Source organism: Priestia megaterium (assembly GCF_023824195.1).
Lineage (GTDB): Bacteria > Bacillota > Bacilli > Bacillales > Bacillaceae_H > Priestia > Priestia megaterium_D.
The window spans coordinates 4,324,611-4,339,865 of sequence record NZ_CP085442.1 but is presented as its reverse complement, the minus strand read 5'-3'; the positions used below and the strand labels follow the sequence as shown (position 1 = coordinate 4,339,865).

At 40.1% G+C, this 15,255-nt stretch carries 14 protein-coding genes; 13 read left to right on the top strand and 1 reads right to left on the bottom strand.

What is annotated here, in order from left to right; genetic code table 11:
* Positions 1–17 precede the first annotated feature (17 nt).
* The 13 genes from lpdA (at position 18) to LIS78_RS22445 (ending at position 15,032) form a co-directional block, all read left to right on the top strand.
* Positions 18–1,439, top strand: coding sequence for a dihydrolipoyl dehydrogenase (gene lpdA, locus LIS78_RS22505; protein ID WP_209150653.1), 1,422 nt, complete (start codon positions 18–20; stop codon positions 1,437–1,439).
* A 20-nt stretch (positions 1,440–1,459) separates the two neighbouring features.
* Positions 1,460–2,452, top strand: coding sequence for a thiamine pyrophosphate-dependent dehydrogenase E1 component subunit alpha (locus LIS78_RS22500; RefSeq protein ID WP_013084976.1), 993 nt, complete (start codon positions 1,460–1,462; stop codon positions 2,450–2,452).
* Between the two features lie 12 nt (positions 2,453–2,464).
* A complete protein-coding gene (locus tag LIS78_RS22495; protein ID WP_195781885.1) occupies positions 2,465–3,448 on the top strand; it encodes an alpha-ketoacid dehydrogenase subunit beta in 984 nt (327 codons plus the stop codon).
* A 15-nt stretch (positions 3,449–3,463) separates the two neighbouring features.
* A complete protein-coding gene (locus LIS78_RS22490) occupies positions 3,464–4,723 on the top strand; it encodes a dihydrolipoamide acetyltransferase family protein (RefSeq protein WP_195781886.1) in 1,260 nt (419 codons plus the stop codon).
* Positions 4,724–4,983: 260 nt separating this feature from the next.
* A complete protein-coding gene (locus LIS78_RS22485; protein WP_252284380.1) occupies positions 4,984–7,020 on the top strand; it encodes a methylmalonyl-CoA mutase family protein in 2,037 nt (678 codons plus the stop codon).
* Positions 7,013–9,163: a methylmalonyl-CoA mutase gene (gene scpA, locus LIS78_RS22480; RefSeq protein ID WP_195781888.1), complete on the top strand. Its 2,151-nt coding sequence runs from the start codon at positions 7,013–7,015 to the stop codon at positions 9,161–9,163. The genes LIS78_RS22485 and scpA overlap by 8 nt, the downstream gene beginning before the upstream one ends.
* Positions 9,164–9,179: 16 nt before the next feature.
* Entirely contained in the window at positions 9,180–10,175 is a 996-nt protein-coding gene (gene meaB, locus LIS78_RS22475) for a methylmalonyl Co-A mutase-associated GTPase MeaB (protein WP_252284379.1), read from the top strand.
* Between the two features lie 193 nt (positions 10,176–10,368).
* On the top strand, positions 10,369–10,806 hold the full coding sequence (locus tag LIS78_RS22470; RefSeq protein ID WP_195781890.1) for a BrxA/BrxB family bacilliredoxin: 438 nt from the start codon (positions 10,369–10,371) through the stop codon (positions 10,804–10,806).
* 282 nt (positions 10,807–11,088) lie between these two features.
* Positions 11,089–11,892 (top strand): transporter substrate-binding domain-containing protein, encoded by an 804-nt coding sequence (locus tag LIS78_RS22465; RefSeq protein WP_029320256.1) that lies wholly within the window; start codon positions 11,089–11,091, stop codon positions 11,890–11,892.
* Between the two features lie 31 nt (positions 11,893–11,923).
* Entirely contained in the window at positions 11,924–12,583 is a 660-nt protein-coding gene (locus LIS78_RS22460) for an amino acid ABC transporter permease (RefSeq protein ID WP_195781891.1), read from the top strand.
* Positions 12,576–13,298, top strand: a complete 723-nt coding sequence (locus LIS78_RS22455) for an amino acid ABC transporter ATP-binding protein (RefSeq protein ID WP_252284378.1) — start codon at positions 12,576–12,578, stop codon at positions 13,296–13,298. Before LIS78_RS22460 ends, LIS78_RS22455 begins: the two co-directional genes overlap by 8 nt.
* 160 nt (positions 13,299–13,458) lie before the next feature.
* Positions 13,459–14,409, top strand: a complete 951-nt coding sequence (locus tag LIS78_RS22450) for an aromatic acid exporter family protein (protein WP_252284377.1) — start codon at positions 13,459–13,461, stop codon at positions 14,407–14,409.
* Positions 14,410–14,507: 98 nt separating this feature from the next.
* Positions 14,508–15,032, top strand: coding sequence for a L,D-transpeptidase (locus LIS78_RS22445; protein WP_209150650.1), 525 nt, complete (start codon positions 14,508–14,510; stop codon positions 15,030–15,032).
* A 75-nt stretch (positions 15,033–15,107) separates the two neighbouring features.
* Here the strand turns inward: LIS78_RS22445 and prli42 are convergent, their stop codons facing one another.
* Positions 15,108–15,203 carry a stressosome-associated protein Prli42 gene (gene prli42, locus LIS78_RS22440; RefSeq protein ID WP_149917156.1) on the bottom strand — a complete coding sequence of 32 codons (96 nt, stop codon included), beginning with the start codon at positions 15,201–15,203 and terminating at the stop codon, positions 15,108–15,110.
* Positions 15,204–15,255: the final 52 nt, after the last annotated feature.

Sequence of the window (15,255 nt, the reverse complement as noted above, 5' to 3'; positions counted from 1 at the left end):
GAAAGGTGTGAAGCAGTGTGGCAAAAGAATATGATTTGGTCATTCTCGGCGGTGGAACCGGAGGGTACGTAGCAGCTATTCGTGCCTCTCAGTTAGGTCTATCGGTAGCGGTTGTGGAAAAAAATAAGTTAGGCGGCACATGCCTGCACGCAGGGTGTATCCCAAGCAAAGCTTTACTAAGAAGTGCAGAAGTCTATCAAACGGCTAAGAAAAGCAGTGAATTTGGCGTAGAAACTTCCAATGTACTATTGAACTATGCACGTGTACAAGAACGAAAGTCAGAAATTGTTTCACAGTTACATAATGGTGTCAAACAGCTAATGAAAAAAGGTAAAATTGACGTATATGAAGGAATTGGACGTATTTTAGGACCTTCTATTTTTTCTCCTATGCCAGGAACCATCTCCGTCGAATTAAAAAGCGGTGAAGAAAACGAAATGCTTATTCCAAAGAATGTAATTGTCGCAACAGGGTCTCGTCCTAGAACATTACCTGGTTTAACGATTGACGGAGAGAAAGTAATCACTTCAGATGAAGCATTAAAGATGGAAACACTTCCTGCTTCTATTATTATTGTGGGAGGCGGCGTCATCGGAATTGAATGGGCGTCAATGCTCACAGATTTTAATGTTGATGTAACGGTTGTTGAATACAGCGATCGAATTTTACCAACAGAAGATCAAGATATCTCCCGTGAAATGACGAAGCTTTTAAAAGCAAAAGGAGTTACCATTATTACTTCTGCTAAAGTAATGGCTGATACACTGTCTATTGGTGGTCAGGTGAAAATTTCGGCTCAAGTAGGAGACGATATGCAAGAATATGAAGCAGAAAAGCTGCTTGTATCTGTAGGGCGTCAAGCGAATGTCGAAGGAATTGGTCTCGAGAATACCGATATTGTAGTAGAAAACGGTGTGATTGCCACGAATGATTTTTATCAAACGAAAGAATCTCATATCTACGCAATTGGAGATGTGATTGGCGGACTGCAGCTTGCACATGTAGCTTCTCACGAAGGAATTGTAGCTGTTGAGCATTTACATGGTGAAAAGCCTTTGAAGATTGATTATACAACAATCTCTAAATGCGTATACAGCAGCCCGGAGGCAGCAAGTGTAGGATTAACAGAACAAGAAGCAAAACAGCAAGGGTTTCAGCTGAAGATTGGAAAGTTTCCGTTTAAGGCCGTTGGAAAAGCTCTTGTATATGGAGAGGCAGAGGGATTTGTTAAAATTATTGCTGATGCCGACACAAATGATGTCCTTGGTGTGCATATGATTGGACCTCACGTGACGGATATGATCTCTGAAGCAGGTCTTGCAAAGGTATTGGATGCTACACCATGGGAAATTGCTCATACCATTCATCCTCACCCTAGCCTTTCAGAAGCGATGGGAGAAGCTTCATTAGCTGTAGATGGAAAAGCGATTCATTTTTGATGATTAAAGGAGGTTTAAACATGACAAAAAACCGTCATGAATCATTAGGATTAACTGATGAACAAGTACTTGAAATGTACCGCACTATGCTGCTTGCACGAAAAATTGATGAGCGTATGTGGCTATTAAATCGTGCAGGGAAGGTGCCTTTTGTTATTTCATGTCAAGGTCAAGAAGCTGCTCAAGTTGGCGCAGCTTTTGCCTTAAACAGAGAGAATGATTACATATTACCTTATTACCGCGATCTGGGTGTTGTGCTAGCATTTGGAATGACCGCGCGCGATTTAATGCTTTCTGGGTTTGCTAAGGCAGAAGATCCAAACTCAGGAGGTCGTCAAATGCCAGGTCACTTTGGCCATAAGGAAAAGCGAATTGTAACAGGATCTTCTCCAGTTACAACACAGGTGCCTCATGCAGTAGGAATCGCTTTAGCAGGACGATTGGAGAAAAAAGACTTAGTAACGTTTGTCACGTTTGGAGAAGGATCTTCTAACCAAGGAGATTTCCACGAAGGCGCGAACTTTGCAGGTGTTCATAAGCTTCCTGTTATCTTTATGTGTGAAAATAACAAGTATGCGATTTCTGTTCCGGTTGAAAAGCAGCTAGGATGCGCAAAAGTATCTGATCGTGCGATTGGATATGGTATGCCAGGCTACACAATTGATGGAAACGACGTCCTTGAAGTATACCGAGTGGTAAAAGAAGCAAGAGATCGTGCATCCAGAGGAGAAGGGCCTACTCTTATTGAAACTGTTTCAGAGCGTTTGACTGCCCATTCAAGTGATGACGATGATCGTGCATATCGCGGAGCAGAAGAATTGTCTGAAGCTAAAAAGAGTGATCCGCTTGCGTACTTTGCGACTTATTTAAAAGAGGTTAACGTGTTAACCGATGAACGAGAAAAACAAATGCTTGATGATATTATGAACATTGTTAATGATGCAACAGATTATGCTGAAAACGCTCCTTATGCAGAAGCGGAATCAGCTTTAAAATACGTGTACGGTGAGTAAGGAGGAAAACATATGCCGGTTATTTCATATATTGATGCAGTAACAATGGCCATTCGTGAAGAAATGGAAAGAGATTCCCGCGTGTTTGTATTAGGAGAAGACGTAGGGAAAAAAGGCGGCGTATTTAAAGCAACCAACGGACTGTACGAACAGTTCGGAGAAGAAAGAGTCATTGACACACCTCTTGCAGAGTCGGCCATTGCAGGGGTAGGAATCGGAGCGGCAATGTACGGAATGCGTCCGATTGCTGAAATGCAATTTGCTGATTTTATTATGCCTGCAGTCAATCAAATTGTGTCAGAAGCAGCGAAAATTCGCTATCGTTCTAATAATGATTGGAGTTGTCCAATTACAATTCGAGCTCCTTACGGCGGCGGAGTTCACGGTGCTCTTTATCATTCTCAATCTGTTGAAGCACTATTTGCCAATACGCCAGGGTTAAAGATTGTGATGCCTTCTACGCCTTATGATGTAAAAGGATTATTAAAAGCAGCTATTCGTGATGATGATCCAGTTCTTTTCTTTGAGCATAAGCGTGCGTACCGTTTGATTAAAGGAGAAGTCCCTGAAGATGATTATGTACTTCCGATTGGCAAAGCAGATGTAAAGAGAGAAGGAGACGACATCACGGTTATTACATATGGTCTTTGTGTACACTTTGCTCTTCAAGCTGCTGAAAAACTAGAAGCAGACGGTATTTCAACACACATCTTAGATTTAAGAACGGTCTATCCGCTTGATAAAGAAGCTATTATTGAAGCAGCCTCTAAAACAGGTAAAGTACTGCTTTTAACGGAAGACAACAAAGAAGGCAGCATCATGAGCGAAGTAGCAGCTATTATTGCTGAACACTGCTTATTCGATTTAGATGCTCCAATTCAGCGCCTTGCTGGCCCTGATGTTCCAGCTATGCCGTATGCACCAACAATGGAAAAATATTTTATGGTGAATCCAGATAAAGTAGAAAAAGCAATGAGAGAATTAGCTCAATTTTAAAAGGAGTTGTATCAATTGGCTATTGAAAAAATTACGATGCCGCAGCTCGGTGAAAGTGTAACAGAAGGTACAATTAGCAAATGGCTCGTTTCTGTTGGAGATCACGTAAATAAGTACGACCCGTTAGCTGAAGTCATGACGGATAAAGTAAATGCTGAAGTGCCTTCTTCTTTTAGTGGAACAATTAAAGAGTTAATTGCAGGTGAAGATGATACTTTGCCTGTAGGAGAAGTGATTTGTTTAATTGAAGTAGAAGGAACTGTACCTCAAAAAGAACAGAAAACGTCTGATAAGACTGTAGAAGAATCAGCGCCAAAAACAGCGGACAGTCAATCCAATAAAAGCCGATACTCTCCAGCTGTTATGCGTCTGTCACAAGAGCATAATATTAATTTAGATACCGTGACAGGAACAGGTGCGGGCGGCCGCATTACGAGAAAAGATATTTTAGCTGTTATTGAAAAAGGTGGAGCTGCTGAAGTGAAAGAAACACCTGCATCAACAGTTCAGCCAGAAGCACCCGTAGCGGCAGCTGCTCCAAAAACGCAGCAATCCGCGCCGGTTGTGTCTGCAGCAGGAGATCAAGAAATCCCTGTTTCAGGCGTGCGTAAAGCTATTGCAGCAAATATGCTTCGCAGCAAACACGAAATTCCGCATGCATGGACAATGGTTGAAGTTGATGTAACGAACTTAGTTTCTTATCGTGATGCATTAAAGACGGAGTTCAAACAAAAAGAAGGTTTTAACTTAACTTATTTTGCGTTCTTCGTAAAAGCAGTGGCTCAGGCTTTAAAAGAATTCCCTCAAATGAATTCAATGTGGGCAGGAGACCGTATTGTCCAGAAAAAAGATATTAATGTATCCATTGCTGTTGCAACAGACGATGCTTTATTTGTGCCGGTTATTAAACAAGCCGATGAAAAGACAATCAAAGGCATTGCGCGTGAAATTACAGAGCTCGCGCAAAAAGTTCGTACGGGTTCATTGAAGTCTGAAGACATGCAGGGCGGAACGTTTACTGTTAACAACACAGGCTCATTTGGTTCCGTGCAATCAATGGGGATTATTAATTACCCGCAAGCGGCTATTTTACAAGTAGAATCTATTGTAAAACGTCCGGTTATTATTGATAACATGATTGCTGTTCGAGATATGGTTAACTTATGTTTATCACTTGATCACCGCGTGTTAGACGGCTTGGTGTGCGGCAGATTCTTGGCAAGAGTTAAAGAGATTTTAGAATCTACTTCTAAAGAGAATACGTCCGTCTATTAAAAAAGAGGCTGGCACAAAAATATTTTAGCTGCAGGAAGATCCGAACGATGAATCGAGATTCTTGATAGAGAATCCAACTCGTTCGGATTTTTTTATGGTGATGGTAAACGTAGGTTAATTATGTCCCGCCCTCTTTTTATTTTGAAGCAATGATTGAACAATTTGTAAAAGATGTATTAAAATAAAAGAAGAATCATCAAACTTCAAAGTGTAATCATCTCGGTTTAGCAGGCAGCTATTAACTGTAAAGGGGCATGGAAATGAAAACAAATACATTATCATTTCATGAATTTACACGTACACCTAAAGAAGATTGGGCACAGGAAGTTAGCAAAAATACCGCGCTCTGCTCAAAAGAAACGTTAGAAAACATCTTTTTGAAACCGCTTTATTCCGAAAGTGATACGGCACATTTAGACTACTTGCAGCAGAGTCCGGCGGGAATAGATTGTTTAAGAGGAGCCGGTAAAGAATCATACATACTAGGGGAATGGGAAATCACCCAAAAAATCGACTTACCTTCTATTAAAGAAAGCAATAAACTTCTTTTACACAGTTTGAGAAATGGACAAAATACGGCCGCTTTTACGTGCAGTGAAGCAATGAGGCAAGGAAAAGACGTTGATGAAGCAACTGAAGCTGAAGTAGCCTCAGGCGCTACAATTTCTACTTTAGAGGATGTTGCTCATTTGTTTCAGCATGTAGCTCTTGAAGCTGTGCCTTTATTTTTAAATACGGGATGTACATCCGTTCCACTTCTTTCGTTTCTAAAAGCATACTGTGTTGATCATAACTTTGATATTAGACAGCTAACAGGTACGGTTGGAATGGATCCGCTCGGCACCCTTGCTGAATATGGAAGAGTTCCACTTTCTACTCGAGATTTATACGATCATTTAGCTTACGCAACGCGTTTGGCTCACAGTAATGTTCCAGAGCTCAAAACGATCATTGTATCAAGCATTCCTTACCATAACAGCGGTGCAAACGCTGTTCAAGAACTAGCTTATATGCTTGCTACAGGGGTGCAGTATATTGATGAATGCATAAAACGCGGTTTGTCCTTACATCAAGTTTTACCTCACATGACCTTTTCTTTTTCAGTTAGCTCACATTTATTTATGGAAATATCAAAACTTCGTGCTTTTCGCATGCTTTGGGCAAATGTGGTTCGTGCTTTTGATGACACGTTCGTTTCAGTGCCGTTTATCCATACGGAAACGTCACATCTTACACAGTCTAAAGAAGACATGTATACAAATGCATTAAGGAGCACGGTTCAAGCATTTGCTTCTATTGTAGGAGGAGCGGATAGTCTGCATATTGAACCATATGATTCCGTCACATCCTCATCTTCTCAGTTCGCTCATCGCCTTGCCCGTAATACTCACTTAATTTTGCAGCACGAAACACATATATCAAAAGTAATGGATCCTGCCGGAGGCTCTTGGTACGTTGAAGCTTACACACATGAATTAATGACAAAAGCTTGGGAGTTATTTGGCAACATTGAAGACCACGGCGGCATGGAAGAAGCTTTAAAACAAGGGCGAATTCAAGATGAAGTTGAACAAATGAGAGTAAAAAGACAAGAGGATATAGAGTGCCGAATTGAGCGCTTGATCGGAGTCACACACTATGCTCCTAAGCAACAGGCTGTATCTCAAGAGATAAAAAGCACGCCGTTTAAAAAAGAAGAAATAAAAATGGATAAATACAGTGATCAGAACGCTTCGGAATTTTCATCAAATCTTTCGCTAGAGGACTATACAAAGCTAGCATCTAAAGGGGTAACAGCAGGGTGGATGCTAAAACAAATGGCGAAGCAGACACAGCCTGACAGTGTTGTGCCGCTCACTAAGTGGAGAGCAGCAGAGAAGTTTGAAAAAATACGGGTTTATACAAAGGGAATGAGCATTGGCATTATGGAGCTCACCGATCCTAGCAGCCGTAAAAAAGCTGAGATTGCCCGGTCTTTATTTGAAAGCGCAGGCTTTGCGTGTGAAACAATTAAAAACATAGATTCCTATGTCGAGATAGCAGATTGGATGAATGAACAAAAGCACGAAGCATATGTGATCTGTGGAAGTGATGAACTCGTGGAAAAGCTCTTAACAAAAGCGATGACTTATTTTGAGGAAGATTCCGTTTATGTGTACGTAGTAGGGGAAGAACATGTATCACGCAAAACGCAGTGGCAGCAAAAAGGTGTAATGAGCGTCATACATCCTAAGACGAATGTTATTCAATGCGTTAAGAAGTTATTATGTGCTTTGGAGGTAGAAGTTCATGTATAAAAAGCCTTCTTTTTCTAATATTCCATTATCATTTTCAAAGCAGCAAAGGGAAGATGACGTGACTCAAAGTTCATTCACTGCTTTTCAAACAAATGAACAAATTGAATTAAAATCAGTGTATACAAAAAAAGACAGAGATAACCTCGACTTTATTCACTTTGCACCTGGTGTCCCACCGTTTGTGAGAGGACCGTATGCAACGATGTATGTGAATCGGCCTTGGACTATTAGACAGTATGCAGGATACTCAACGGCGGAGGAAAGCAATGCCTTTTACCGCCGAAACCTAGCTGCTGGACAGAAAGGGCTGTCTGTTGCTTTTGACCTCGCTACCCACCGCGGCTATGACTCTGATCATCCAAGAGTTGTTGGAGATGTAGGGAAAGCAGGTGTGGCAATTGATTCAATGATTGATATGAAGCAGCTGTTTGAAGGGATTCCGCTTGATCAAATGTCCGTGTCGATGACGATGAACGGGGCGGTGCTTCCTATTTTAGCTTTCTACATCGTAACAGCTGAAGAACAAGGCGTAAAAAAAGAAAAGCTGGCTGGAACGATTCAAAACGATATTTTAAAAGAATATATGGTGCGCAATACATATATTTATCCTCCTGAGATGTCAATGCGAATCATTGCGGATATTTTTAAATATACAGCGGAGTACATGCCGAAATTTAACAGTATCAGTATATCAGGCTATCATATGCAAGAAGCAGGTGCTCCAGCAGACTTAGAGCTTGCTTATACGCTTGCAGACGGACTTGAATATGTACGAACCGGCTTGAAAGCGGGAATTACAATTGACGCATTTGCTCCGAGGCTATCCTTTTTCTGGGCAATTGGAATGAACTATTTTATGGAAGTAGCGAAAATGAGAGCAGGGAGGCTGCTATGGGCAAAACTAATGAAGCAGTTTGAGCCGGATAATCCTAAATCTCTAGCTCTTAGAACGCATTCTCAAACGTCCGGATGGAGCTTAACGGAGCAGGATCCATTTAATAATGTTATTAGAACATGCGTCGAAGCTCTGGCTGCAGTATCAGGACATACGCAGTCGCTTCATACAAACGCACTGGATGAAGCGATTGCTCTTCCAACTGATTTTTCAGCTAGAATTGCCCGAAATACGCAGCTTTACTTACAAAATGAAACGGAGATTTGTTCCGTTATTGATCCTTGGGGAGGCTCTTATTATGTGGAATCATTAACGAATGAATTAATGATAAAAGCGTGGAAGCACCTTGAAGAAATAGAGCAGCTCGGCGGAATGACAAAAGCAATAGAAGCAGGCGTACCTAAAATGAAGATAGAAGAAGCCGCTGCGCGCAGACAAGCAAGAATAGACTCGCAGGTAGAAATTATTGTAGGTGTGAATCAGTTTCAGCCGGAGCAAGAAGAACCGCTTGATATTCTTGATATTGATAACACAGCAGTTCGAATGAAGCAGCTGGAAAAGTTAAAGAAAATACGCAGTGAACGTAACGAACAAGCGATAATCGAAGCGCTTAATCGACTGACCAATTGTGCCAAAACAGGTGAAGGGAATCTCCTTGCTTTTGCGGTTGAAGCTGCGAGAGCTAGAGCTACACTAGGTGAAATTTCAGAAGCTATTGAGAAAGTGGCTGGAAGACATCAGGCTACTTCTAAGTCAGTCAGCGGGGTATACAGTGCGGAGTTTGCGCATCGAGATCAAATCGAAGAAGTTCGAAAGCTCACGGCTGAATTTTTAGAGGAAGAAGGAAGACGCCCAAGAATTTTAGTCGCGAAAATGGGGCAAGACGGTCATGACAGAGGATCGAAAGTTATTTCAACAGCCTTTGCTGACCTTGGATTTGATGTTGATATCGGTCCTTTATTTCAAACGCCTCAAGAAACAGCAAGGCAAGCTGTAGAAAACGACGTACATGTGATTGGCATAAGCTCTTTGGCAGCCGGGCATAAAACGTTACTGCCGCAGCTTGTTGATGAGTTAAAGAAATTAGAGCGCGACGATATCGTTGTTATTGTTGGAGGCGTTATTCCTAAACAAGACTACTCATTTCTTTTAGAACACGGCGCTTCTGCAATCTTTGGACCTGGAACAGTAATCCCAAAAGCGGCCGTTTCCGTTTTATATGAAATAAAGAAACGGTTAGAAGAATAGTTGGTGAAGACAATTGGTGAAATTAAAAACGGTACAAGATTATAAACAAGGGCTGCTTGAAGGGAAAAGAACAGCGTTAGCTCAAGCCATTACTTTAATTGAAAGTAAAGCGCCGAAGCATAAAGTAATAGCACAACAGCTGATTAAAGAAATCTATCTTCATACGGGGCATTCAGTGCGCATTGGTTTTACAGGCGTACCCGGAGCAGGAAAAAGTACGCTGATTGACAAATTTGGGTCGTACCTATGCAAAAATGGCCATTCCGTTGCAGTTTTGGCAGTCGATCCAAGCAGTACCTTGTCTGGAGGAAGTATTTTAGGAGATAAAACCAGAATGGAGCTGCTTACCAAACAAGAGAACGCTTTTGTCCGTCCTTCACCTTCTCAAGGAACGCTTGGAGGTGTTCATCTTAAAACGAGAGAAGCCATTTTTCTTTGTGAAGCGGCTGGGTATAACATTATATTTGTCGAAACGATGGGCGTTGGACAAGGTGAAATGATTGTAAAAGAGATGGTAGACTTCTTTGTTCTGCTTGCTTTAACCGGAGCAGGAGATGATTTGCAAGGAATTAAAAAAGGGCTGCTTGAATGGGTTAATTTGATTTGTGTAAATAAAGCAGACGGGGATAACCGGCTAAAAGCAGAAGTGACTGCAAAAGAATACGAAAGCGTCATCGGTTTCCTTCACGGTCATTCTGGAGGGTGGAACCCACAGGTTATCACAACTTCTGCTTATGAAGAAGCATCATTTCAAGACTTGTGGAAGATAATTTGTGACTATAAGGAATGGATGAATAAAAATGATCTGTTTTATGCAGTAAGGCAAAAGCAAATGAAGGCATGGTTACAAGCAAGTGTTAATGAATATTTACAAGAATCATTTTATGAACATCCTTTAGTTAAGCAAACGTTAGGGGATGTTGAAAAACAAATGATGACGGGAGATGTCACAATGGCTGAAGCTCTCGAACACTTGATTAAAATCTACCAGCAGGCGATGAAGGAAATATAAAAAAGGATCCTGCATTTTATGCGGATCCTTCTACACTAGGGAGTTAAGAGTATGGTTTTCTAGCTGTAAAAATAGTATCACCATTTCTTTTCTTGTTTAATCTTGATTACCAAGAAAAAATGAGTCAAAGCAATCGCCTTTTTAGGTTTCGTTTGCTATGATAAAGAATAGATAGCAAAAGGGAGGTATGAAAATGAATATCGATTTTAACTTGTTTATGAACGACGTTGTTCGTCAAGCCCGTAAAGAAATTACAGCTGCTGGTTATACAGAATTAACGACGGCTGAAGCGGTAGATGAAACGTTTAAAAAGCCTGGTACAACGCTTGTAATGGTGAATTCAGTTTGCGGTTGTGCAGGAGGTATTGCAAGACCTGCTGCAGCGCACGCTGTACATTATGATAAACGTCCAACAAACTTGGTTACAGTATTTGCTGGGCAAGATAAAGAAGCAACTGCACGTGCACGCGAATACTTTGAAGGTTATCCGCCTTCATCTCCATCTTTCGCCTTATTAAAAGACGGAAAAATTATCACAATGGTAGAGCGTCACGAAATTGAAGGCCATGAGCCAATGTCAGTTGTGATGAAGCTGCAAGAAGCATTCGAACATCATTGTGAAGAAGTGTAAGAGAGAAGCCGTTTTGAACGGCTTCTTTTTTTATGCGTTTTTTTTACCTATCTGTATGCAGGCTTTCTAACGAGTGGAAAATGTTGAGAAAAGGTATTTTCAAATAGTGAAACTTATATTTAAAAAAGATATTGCATATTTATAATGTTGTGTTAAAATACATTTATATGAATATATATTTAAATTTCGACATTTACTTGCAATAGTAAAAAACTTATTTCATAATATTATTAATTTTTAAAAAATAATGTAAGGAATAAACTAGGGGGAACGAAGATGAAATTGAAGAAGTGGTTATCGGTAACGGCAATTGGTCTCTTAACAGCAGGCGTTTTAGCTGCATGCGGAGCAGGAGAAGGAACGTCTAATGGCGGAGCAAGCAGCGACGACAAAGATAAAAAAGTACTAGTAATGGGAACATCGGCAGATTACCCACCATTTGAATATATTGATACGGCAAAAGGTGATAGTGAAGCAATCGGATTTGACGTAGATTTAGCAAAAGCAATCGGTAAAAAGTTAGGCTATGACGTACAGGTGAAGGATATGGAATTTGGCGGATTAATTCCAGCTTTACAATCTAATAAAGTCGATTTAGTTTTAGCTGGTATGACGCCAACTGAAAAGCGTAAAAAGAACGTGGACTTTTCAGACGTATACTATGAAGCAAAAAACATGATTGTATCGAAGAAAGATGCGCCAATTAAAAATGCAGAAGAACTAAAAGGAAAAACAGTCGGTGTACAAACTTCTTCTATTCAGGCAGACGAAGCAAAAGAAATTGCAAAAGAAGTTGACGGAGTAAATGTAACAACGCGTGACCGTATTCCAGAACTAATTCAAGAAATGAAATCAAATCGTATCGATGCAGCGATTATTGAAGATACAGTAGCTAAAGGGTATGTGAACAAAGACAAAAGCTTGCAAATGTCTGATACAGGACGTCCAGATTCAAGTAAAGGATCAGCAATCGCATTTCCTAAAGACAGCAAGCTAACGAATGACTTTAACCGTGAATTAAAGAAAATGAAAGAAAACGGTGAATTAGATAAATTAATCGTTAAGTGGTTTGACGACCAAAAATAAGAATGATAGTTAGAGAGGAATGGAACTAGGCATGAATTTGGATTTTTCGCAAATCGTGCCTTCTATGCCTTATATTTTAAAAGGGATAGGGGTAACGGTACAGATAGTCCTAGCTTCAGCAATTTTAGGGTTTGTGCTGGGAGTTATTTTATCTTTATGTAAAATCAGCCGCAATAAACCTCTTCAATGGTTTGCGGATGCATATACGTCCGTGTTTCGCGGAACACCGCTTGTACTGCAATTATTATTAATATACTTTGGATTACCTCAGCTGCTCGGGTTTGATATTGCCCCGTTTCCAGCGGCCGTTGCTGCGTTCGGTCTAAACTCTGCAGCATATATATCTGAAATTATTCGCGCTGGTATTTTAGCTGTTGATAAAGGACAGCGTGAAGCGGCATTAGCGTTAGGAATTCCTTATCGCCGCATGATGGGACAAATTATTTTGCCACAGGCACTTAAAAATATTTTACCTGCTTTAATGAATGAGTTCATTACATTAACAAAGGAATCAGCTATCGTTACAGTTATTGGAGCACTCGACATTATGCGCCGTGCTTACATTGTAGGTGGAGAAAAATTCGCCTACCTTGAACCGTTAATTTTTGCAGGGTTGATTTATTATGTAATGGTAATGGGCTTAACGCTCCTTGGTAAAGCAGTCGAGAGGAGAATGAGAAAAGGTGATTAACGTTGAAAATTTACACAAATCATTTGGTAAAAATGAAGTTTTAAAAGGTATTTCAACTACGATTAAGGAAAAAGAAGTCGTAGCTGTTATTGGCCCTTCTGGTTCTGGTAAATCTACTTTTTTACGCTGTATGAACCTGCTTGAAGAACCGACGAGCGGATTAGTTTCAATTAACGGTCAAGTGATTACAGATAAAAAAACAAACATTATGCGCGTGCGTGAAAACGTAGGAATGGTATTTCAGCATTTTCACTTGTTTCCACATATGACAGTGCTTGAAAATTTGACGTATGCTCCGATGACGGTAAAAGGCGTGTCAAGAGAAACGGCTGTTGCTAAAGGCAAAGAATTACTCCAAAAAGTGGGACTTGCTCAAAAAGCCCACGAGTTTCCAAGTCGCTTATCGGGCGGTCAAAAGCAGCGTGTAGCTATTGCGAGAGCATTGGCAATGGAGCCCAAAGTGATGCTGTTTGACGAACCAACATCAGCATTGGATCCAGAGATGGTAAAAGAAGTACTAGATGTAATGAAGTCGCTAACAGAAACAGGAATGACGATGGTCATTGTAACGCATGAAATGGGATTTGCACGAGAAGTAGCGGATCGTGTGCTGTTTTTAGACGGCGGTGTGCTTGTTGAAGATGCGCCTCCGGCTGAATTTTTCTCAGCGCCTAAAAGCAAGCGTGCTAAAGATTTCTTAGAAAAGATTTTATAATAAAAAAAGTGCAGGAAGAGTACGATCTTTTCTGCACTTTTTTTATTGAAATTTATACGGTACAGCAAGATTTAAGGTTGTGTTATTTTTCTATTCGTGTTAATAAAGAATAGAGTATTTTATCACACTAAAAAGAAACCAACATGTAGGAGTCTAGAAAATGAAATTTAAAATTGGGTACCGGACAATTAAAACAGCCGTCGGTACATCACTGGCTATTATTATAGCTCAGTTCTTTCACCTCGAGTTTTTTGTATCAGCTGGAATTATCACCATTTTATGCATTCAAAATTCAAAGAAAAAATCACTGCGAAGTGCAAGCGATCGTTTTATTGCTTGTTCTTTATCCATTCTGTTTTCGTTTATATTCTTTGAAGGGATTGCTTATCATCCACTTGTTATAGGACTGATGCTGCTTTTGTTTATCCCGGTTACGGTTATATTCAAAGTTAATGCAGGCATTGTTACAAGCTCCGTTATTTTGCTTCATATTTACTCCAAAGGCAATATGACGTGGGGAATCGTCTTTAATGAACTTGGCTTAATTATAATTGGGATAGGTGTTGCCCTGCTTGTGAATTTATACATGCCAAGTTTAGATCAAGAGCTTCGCACGTATCAGCAAGAAATTGAAGAAAATTTCCGGTCGATGTTAAAAGAAATTGCCCTGTATCTCAGAACCAATGACAGCAGTTGGGACGGTAAGGAAATTGCAGATACGGTAAAAATTTTAGAAAAAGCAAAAAGCCTTGCGTTTCGTGATGTAGAAAATCATTTTGTGCGTGGGGAAAATTATTATTACCGCTATTTTAAAATTCGTGAAAAACAGCTTGAAATTATTGAGCGTACGCTTCCTCTCATTACCGCTATTGATTTGGTGGTAGAACAGCGCTACATGATTGCCGATTTCATTGAAGAATTAAGTCTATCCATCCACCCCGGTAATACAGCAAAATTATTTTTAGCCAAACTTCAGCATTTACGAGAAGCGTTTGCAGAGATGCCGCTTCCCAAAACGCGGGAAGAGTTTGAAGCGCGTGCCGATTTACTGCACGTAGTCAAAGAAATTGAACAATATTTGGTTATTAAACAAACCTTAAAAATAAGTTAAACAGCATGTATGTTGTTTATCTTGCTTACGAACACTAAATAAGACAAGAGATATCTCTCTTGTCTTTTACTTAGGACTAACGTAAGGTGGTGGATTACGTGCATGTGTTTGCTTTTATCCTTTTACTACTATCTCCGGTTTGGCCATTAGGAGAAAATCCGTTGCCAAATGATCCTTATATTATTATTAATAAACAAAGCAATGAGCTTGCTTATATTCAAAATAAAGAAATTAAACAAATTATTAAAGTAGCAACGGGGAAAACAGTTAATCTGACGCCCGAAGGGGAGTTCACGGTAACAGTAAAAGCTGTTAATCCTTATTATCGGAGAAGTAACATTGAAGGAGGCGCTCCTCAAAATCCTCTAGGTGTAAGGTGGATTGGGTTTGATGCAAGAGAGACTGACGGACGTATTTATGGCATTCATGGTACAAATCAGCCGGATTCCATCGGTAAATATGTATCGAATGGCTGTATTCGCGTAGAAAATCGTGAAGTAAGCCATTTATATGATCAAGTCCCGTTAGGTACAAAAGTATGGATTGTATCTACAGATCAATCTTTTGAAGAGTTAGCCGCTCAAAAAGGCATGGTGAATATACAGCAAAAGACTGGTGACTAGTCACCAGTCTTTTTTATATGTTTGCATTGCACACAGAAACAGCAGTGCATCTATGTTTTTAGTCATCAGTCTCGATTAAAACCACATGGCAAGTCCCGCTAAAAGCGTAGATATTAACATGACAAGAAGCATTAAAAACACAATGGTTTTTTGGATTTTCTTATTAGACATACAACCAAAGTCCTCCTACACGTTTTTTTCTTATTTTACATGTCTTCCGCTG

What these genes read in the sequence shown, in the direction of transcription:
- LIS78_RS22500 (WP_013084976.1), top strand. Translation starts at nt 1,460, where the DNA reads ATGACAAAAAACCGTCATGAATCATTAGGATTAACTGATGAACAAGTA.
- LIS78_RS22495 (WP_195781885.1), top strand. Translation starts at nt 2,465, where the DNA reads ATGCCGGTTATTTCATATATTGATGCAGTAACAATGGCCATTCGTGAA.
- LIS78_RS22485 (WP_252284380.1), top strand. Translation starts at nt 4,984, where the DNA reads ATGAAAACAAATACATTATCATTTCATGAATTTACACGTACACCTAAA.
- scpA (WP_195781888.1), top strand. Translation starts at nt 7,013, where the DNA reads ATGTATAAAAAGCCTTCTTTTTCTAATATTCCATTATCATTTTCAAAG.
- LIS78_RS22470 (WP_195781890.1), top strand. Translation starts at nt 10,369, where the DNA reads ATGAATATCGATTTTAACTTGTTTATGAACGACGTTGTTCGTCAAGCC.
- LIS78_RS22460 (WP_195781891.1), top strand. Translation starts at nt 11,924, where the DNA reads ATGAATTTGGATTTTTCGCAAATCGTGCCTTCTATGCCTTATATTTTA.
- LIS78_RS22450 (WP_252284377.1), top strand. Translation starts at nt 13,459, where the DNA reads ATGAAATTTAAAATTGGGTACCGGACAATTAAAACAGCCGTCGGTACA.
- prli42 (WP_149917156.1), bottom strand. Translation starts at nt 15,203, where the DNA reads ATGTCTAATAAGAAAATCCAAAAAACCATTGTGTTTTTAATGCTTCTT.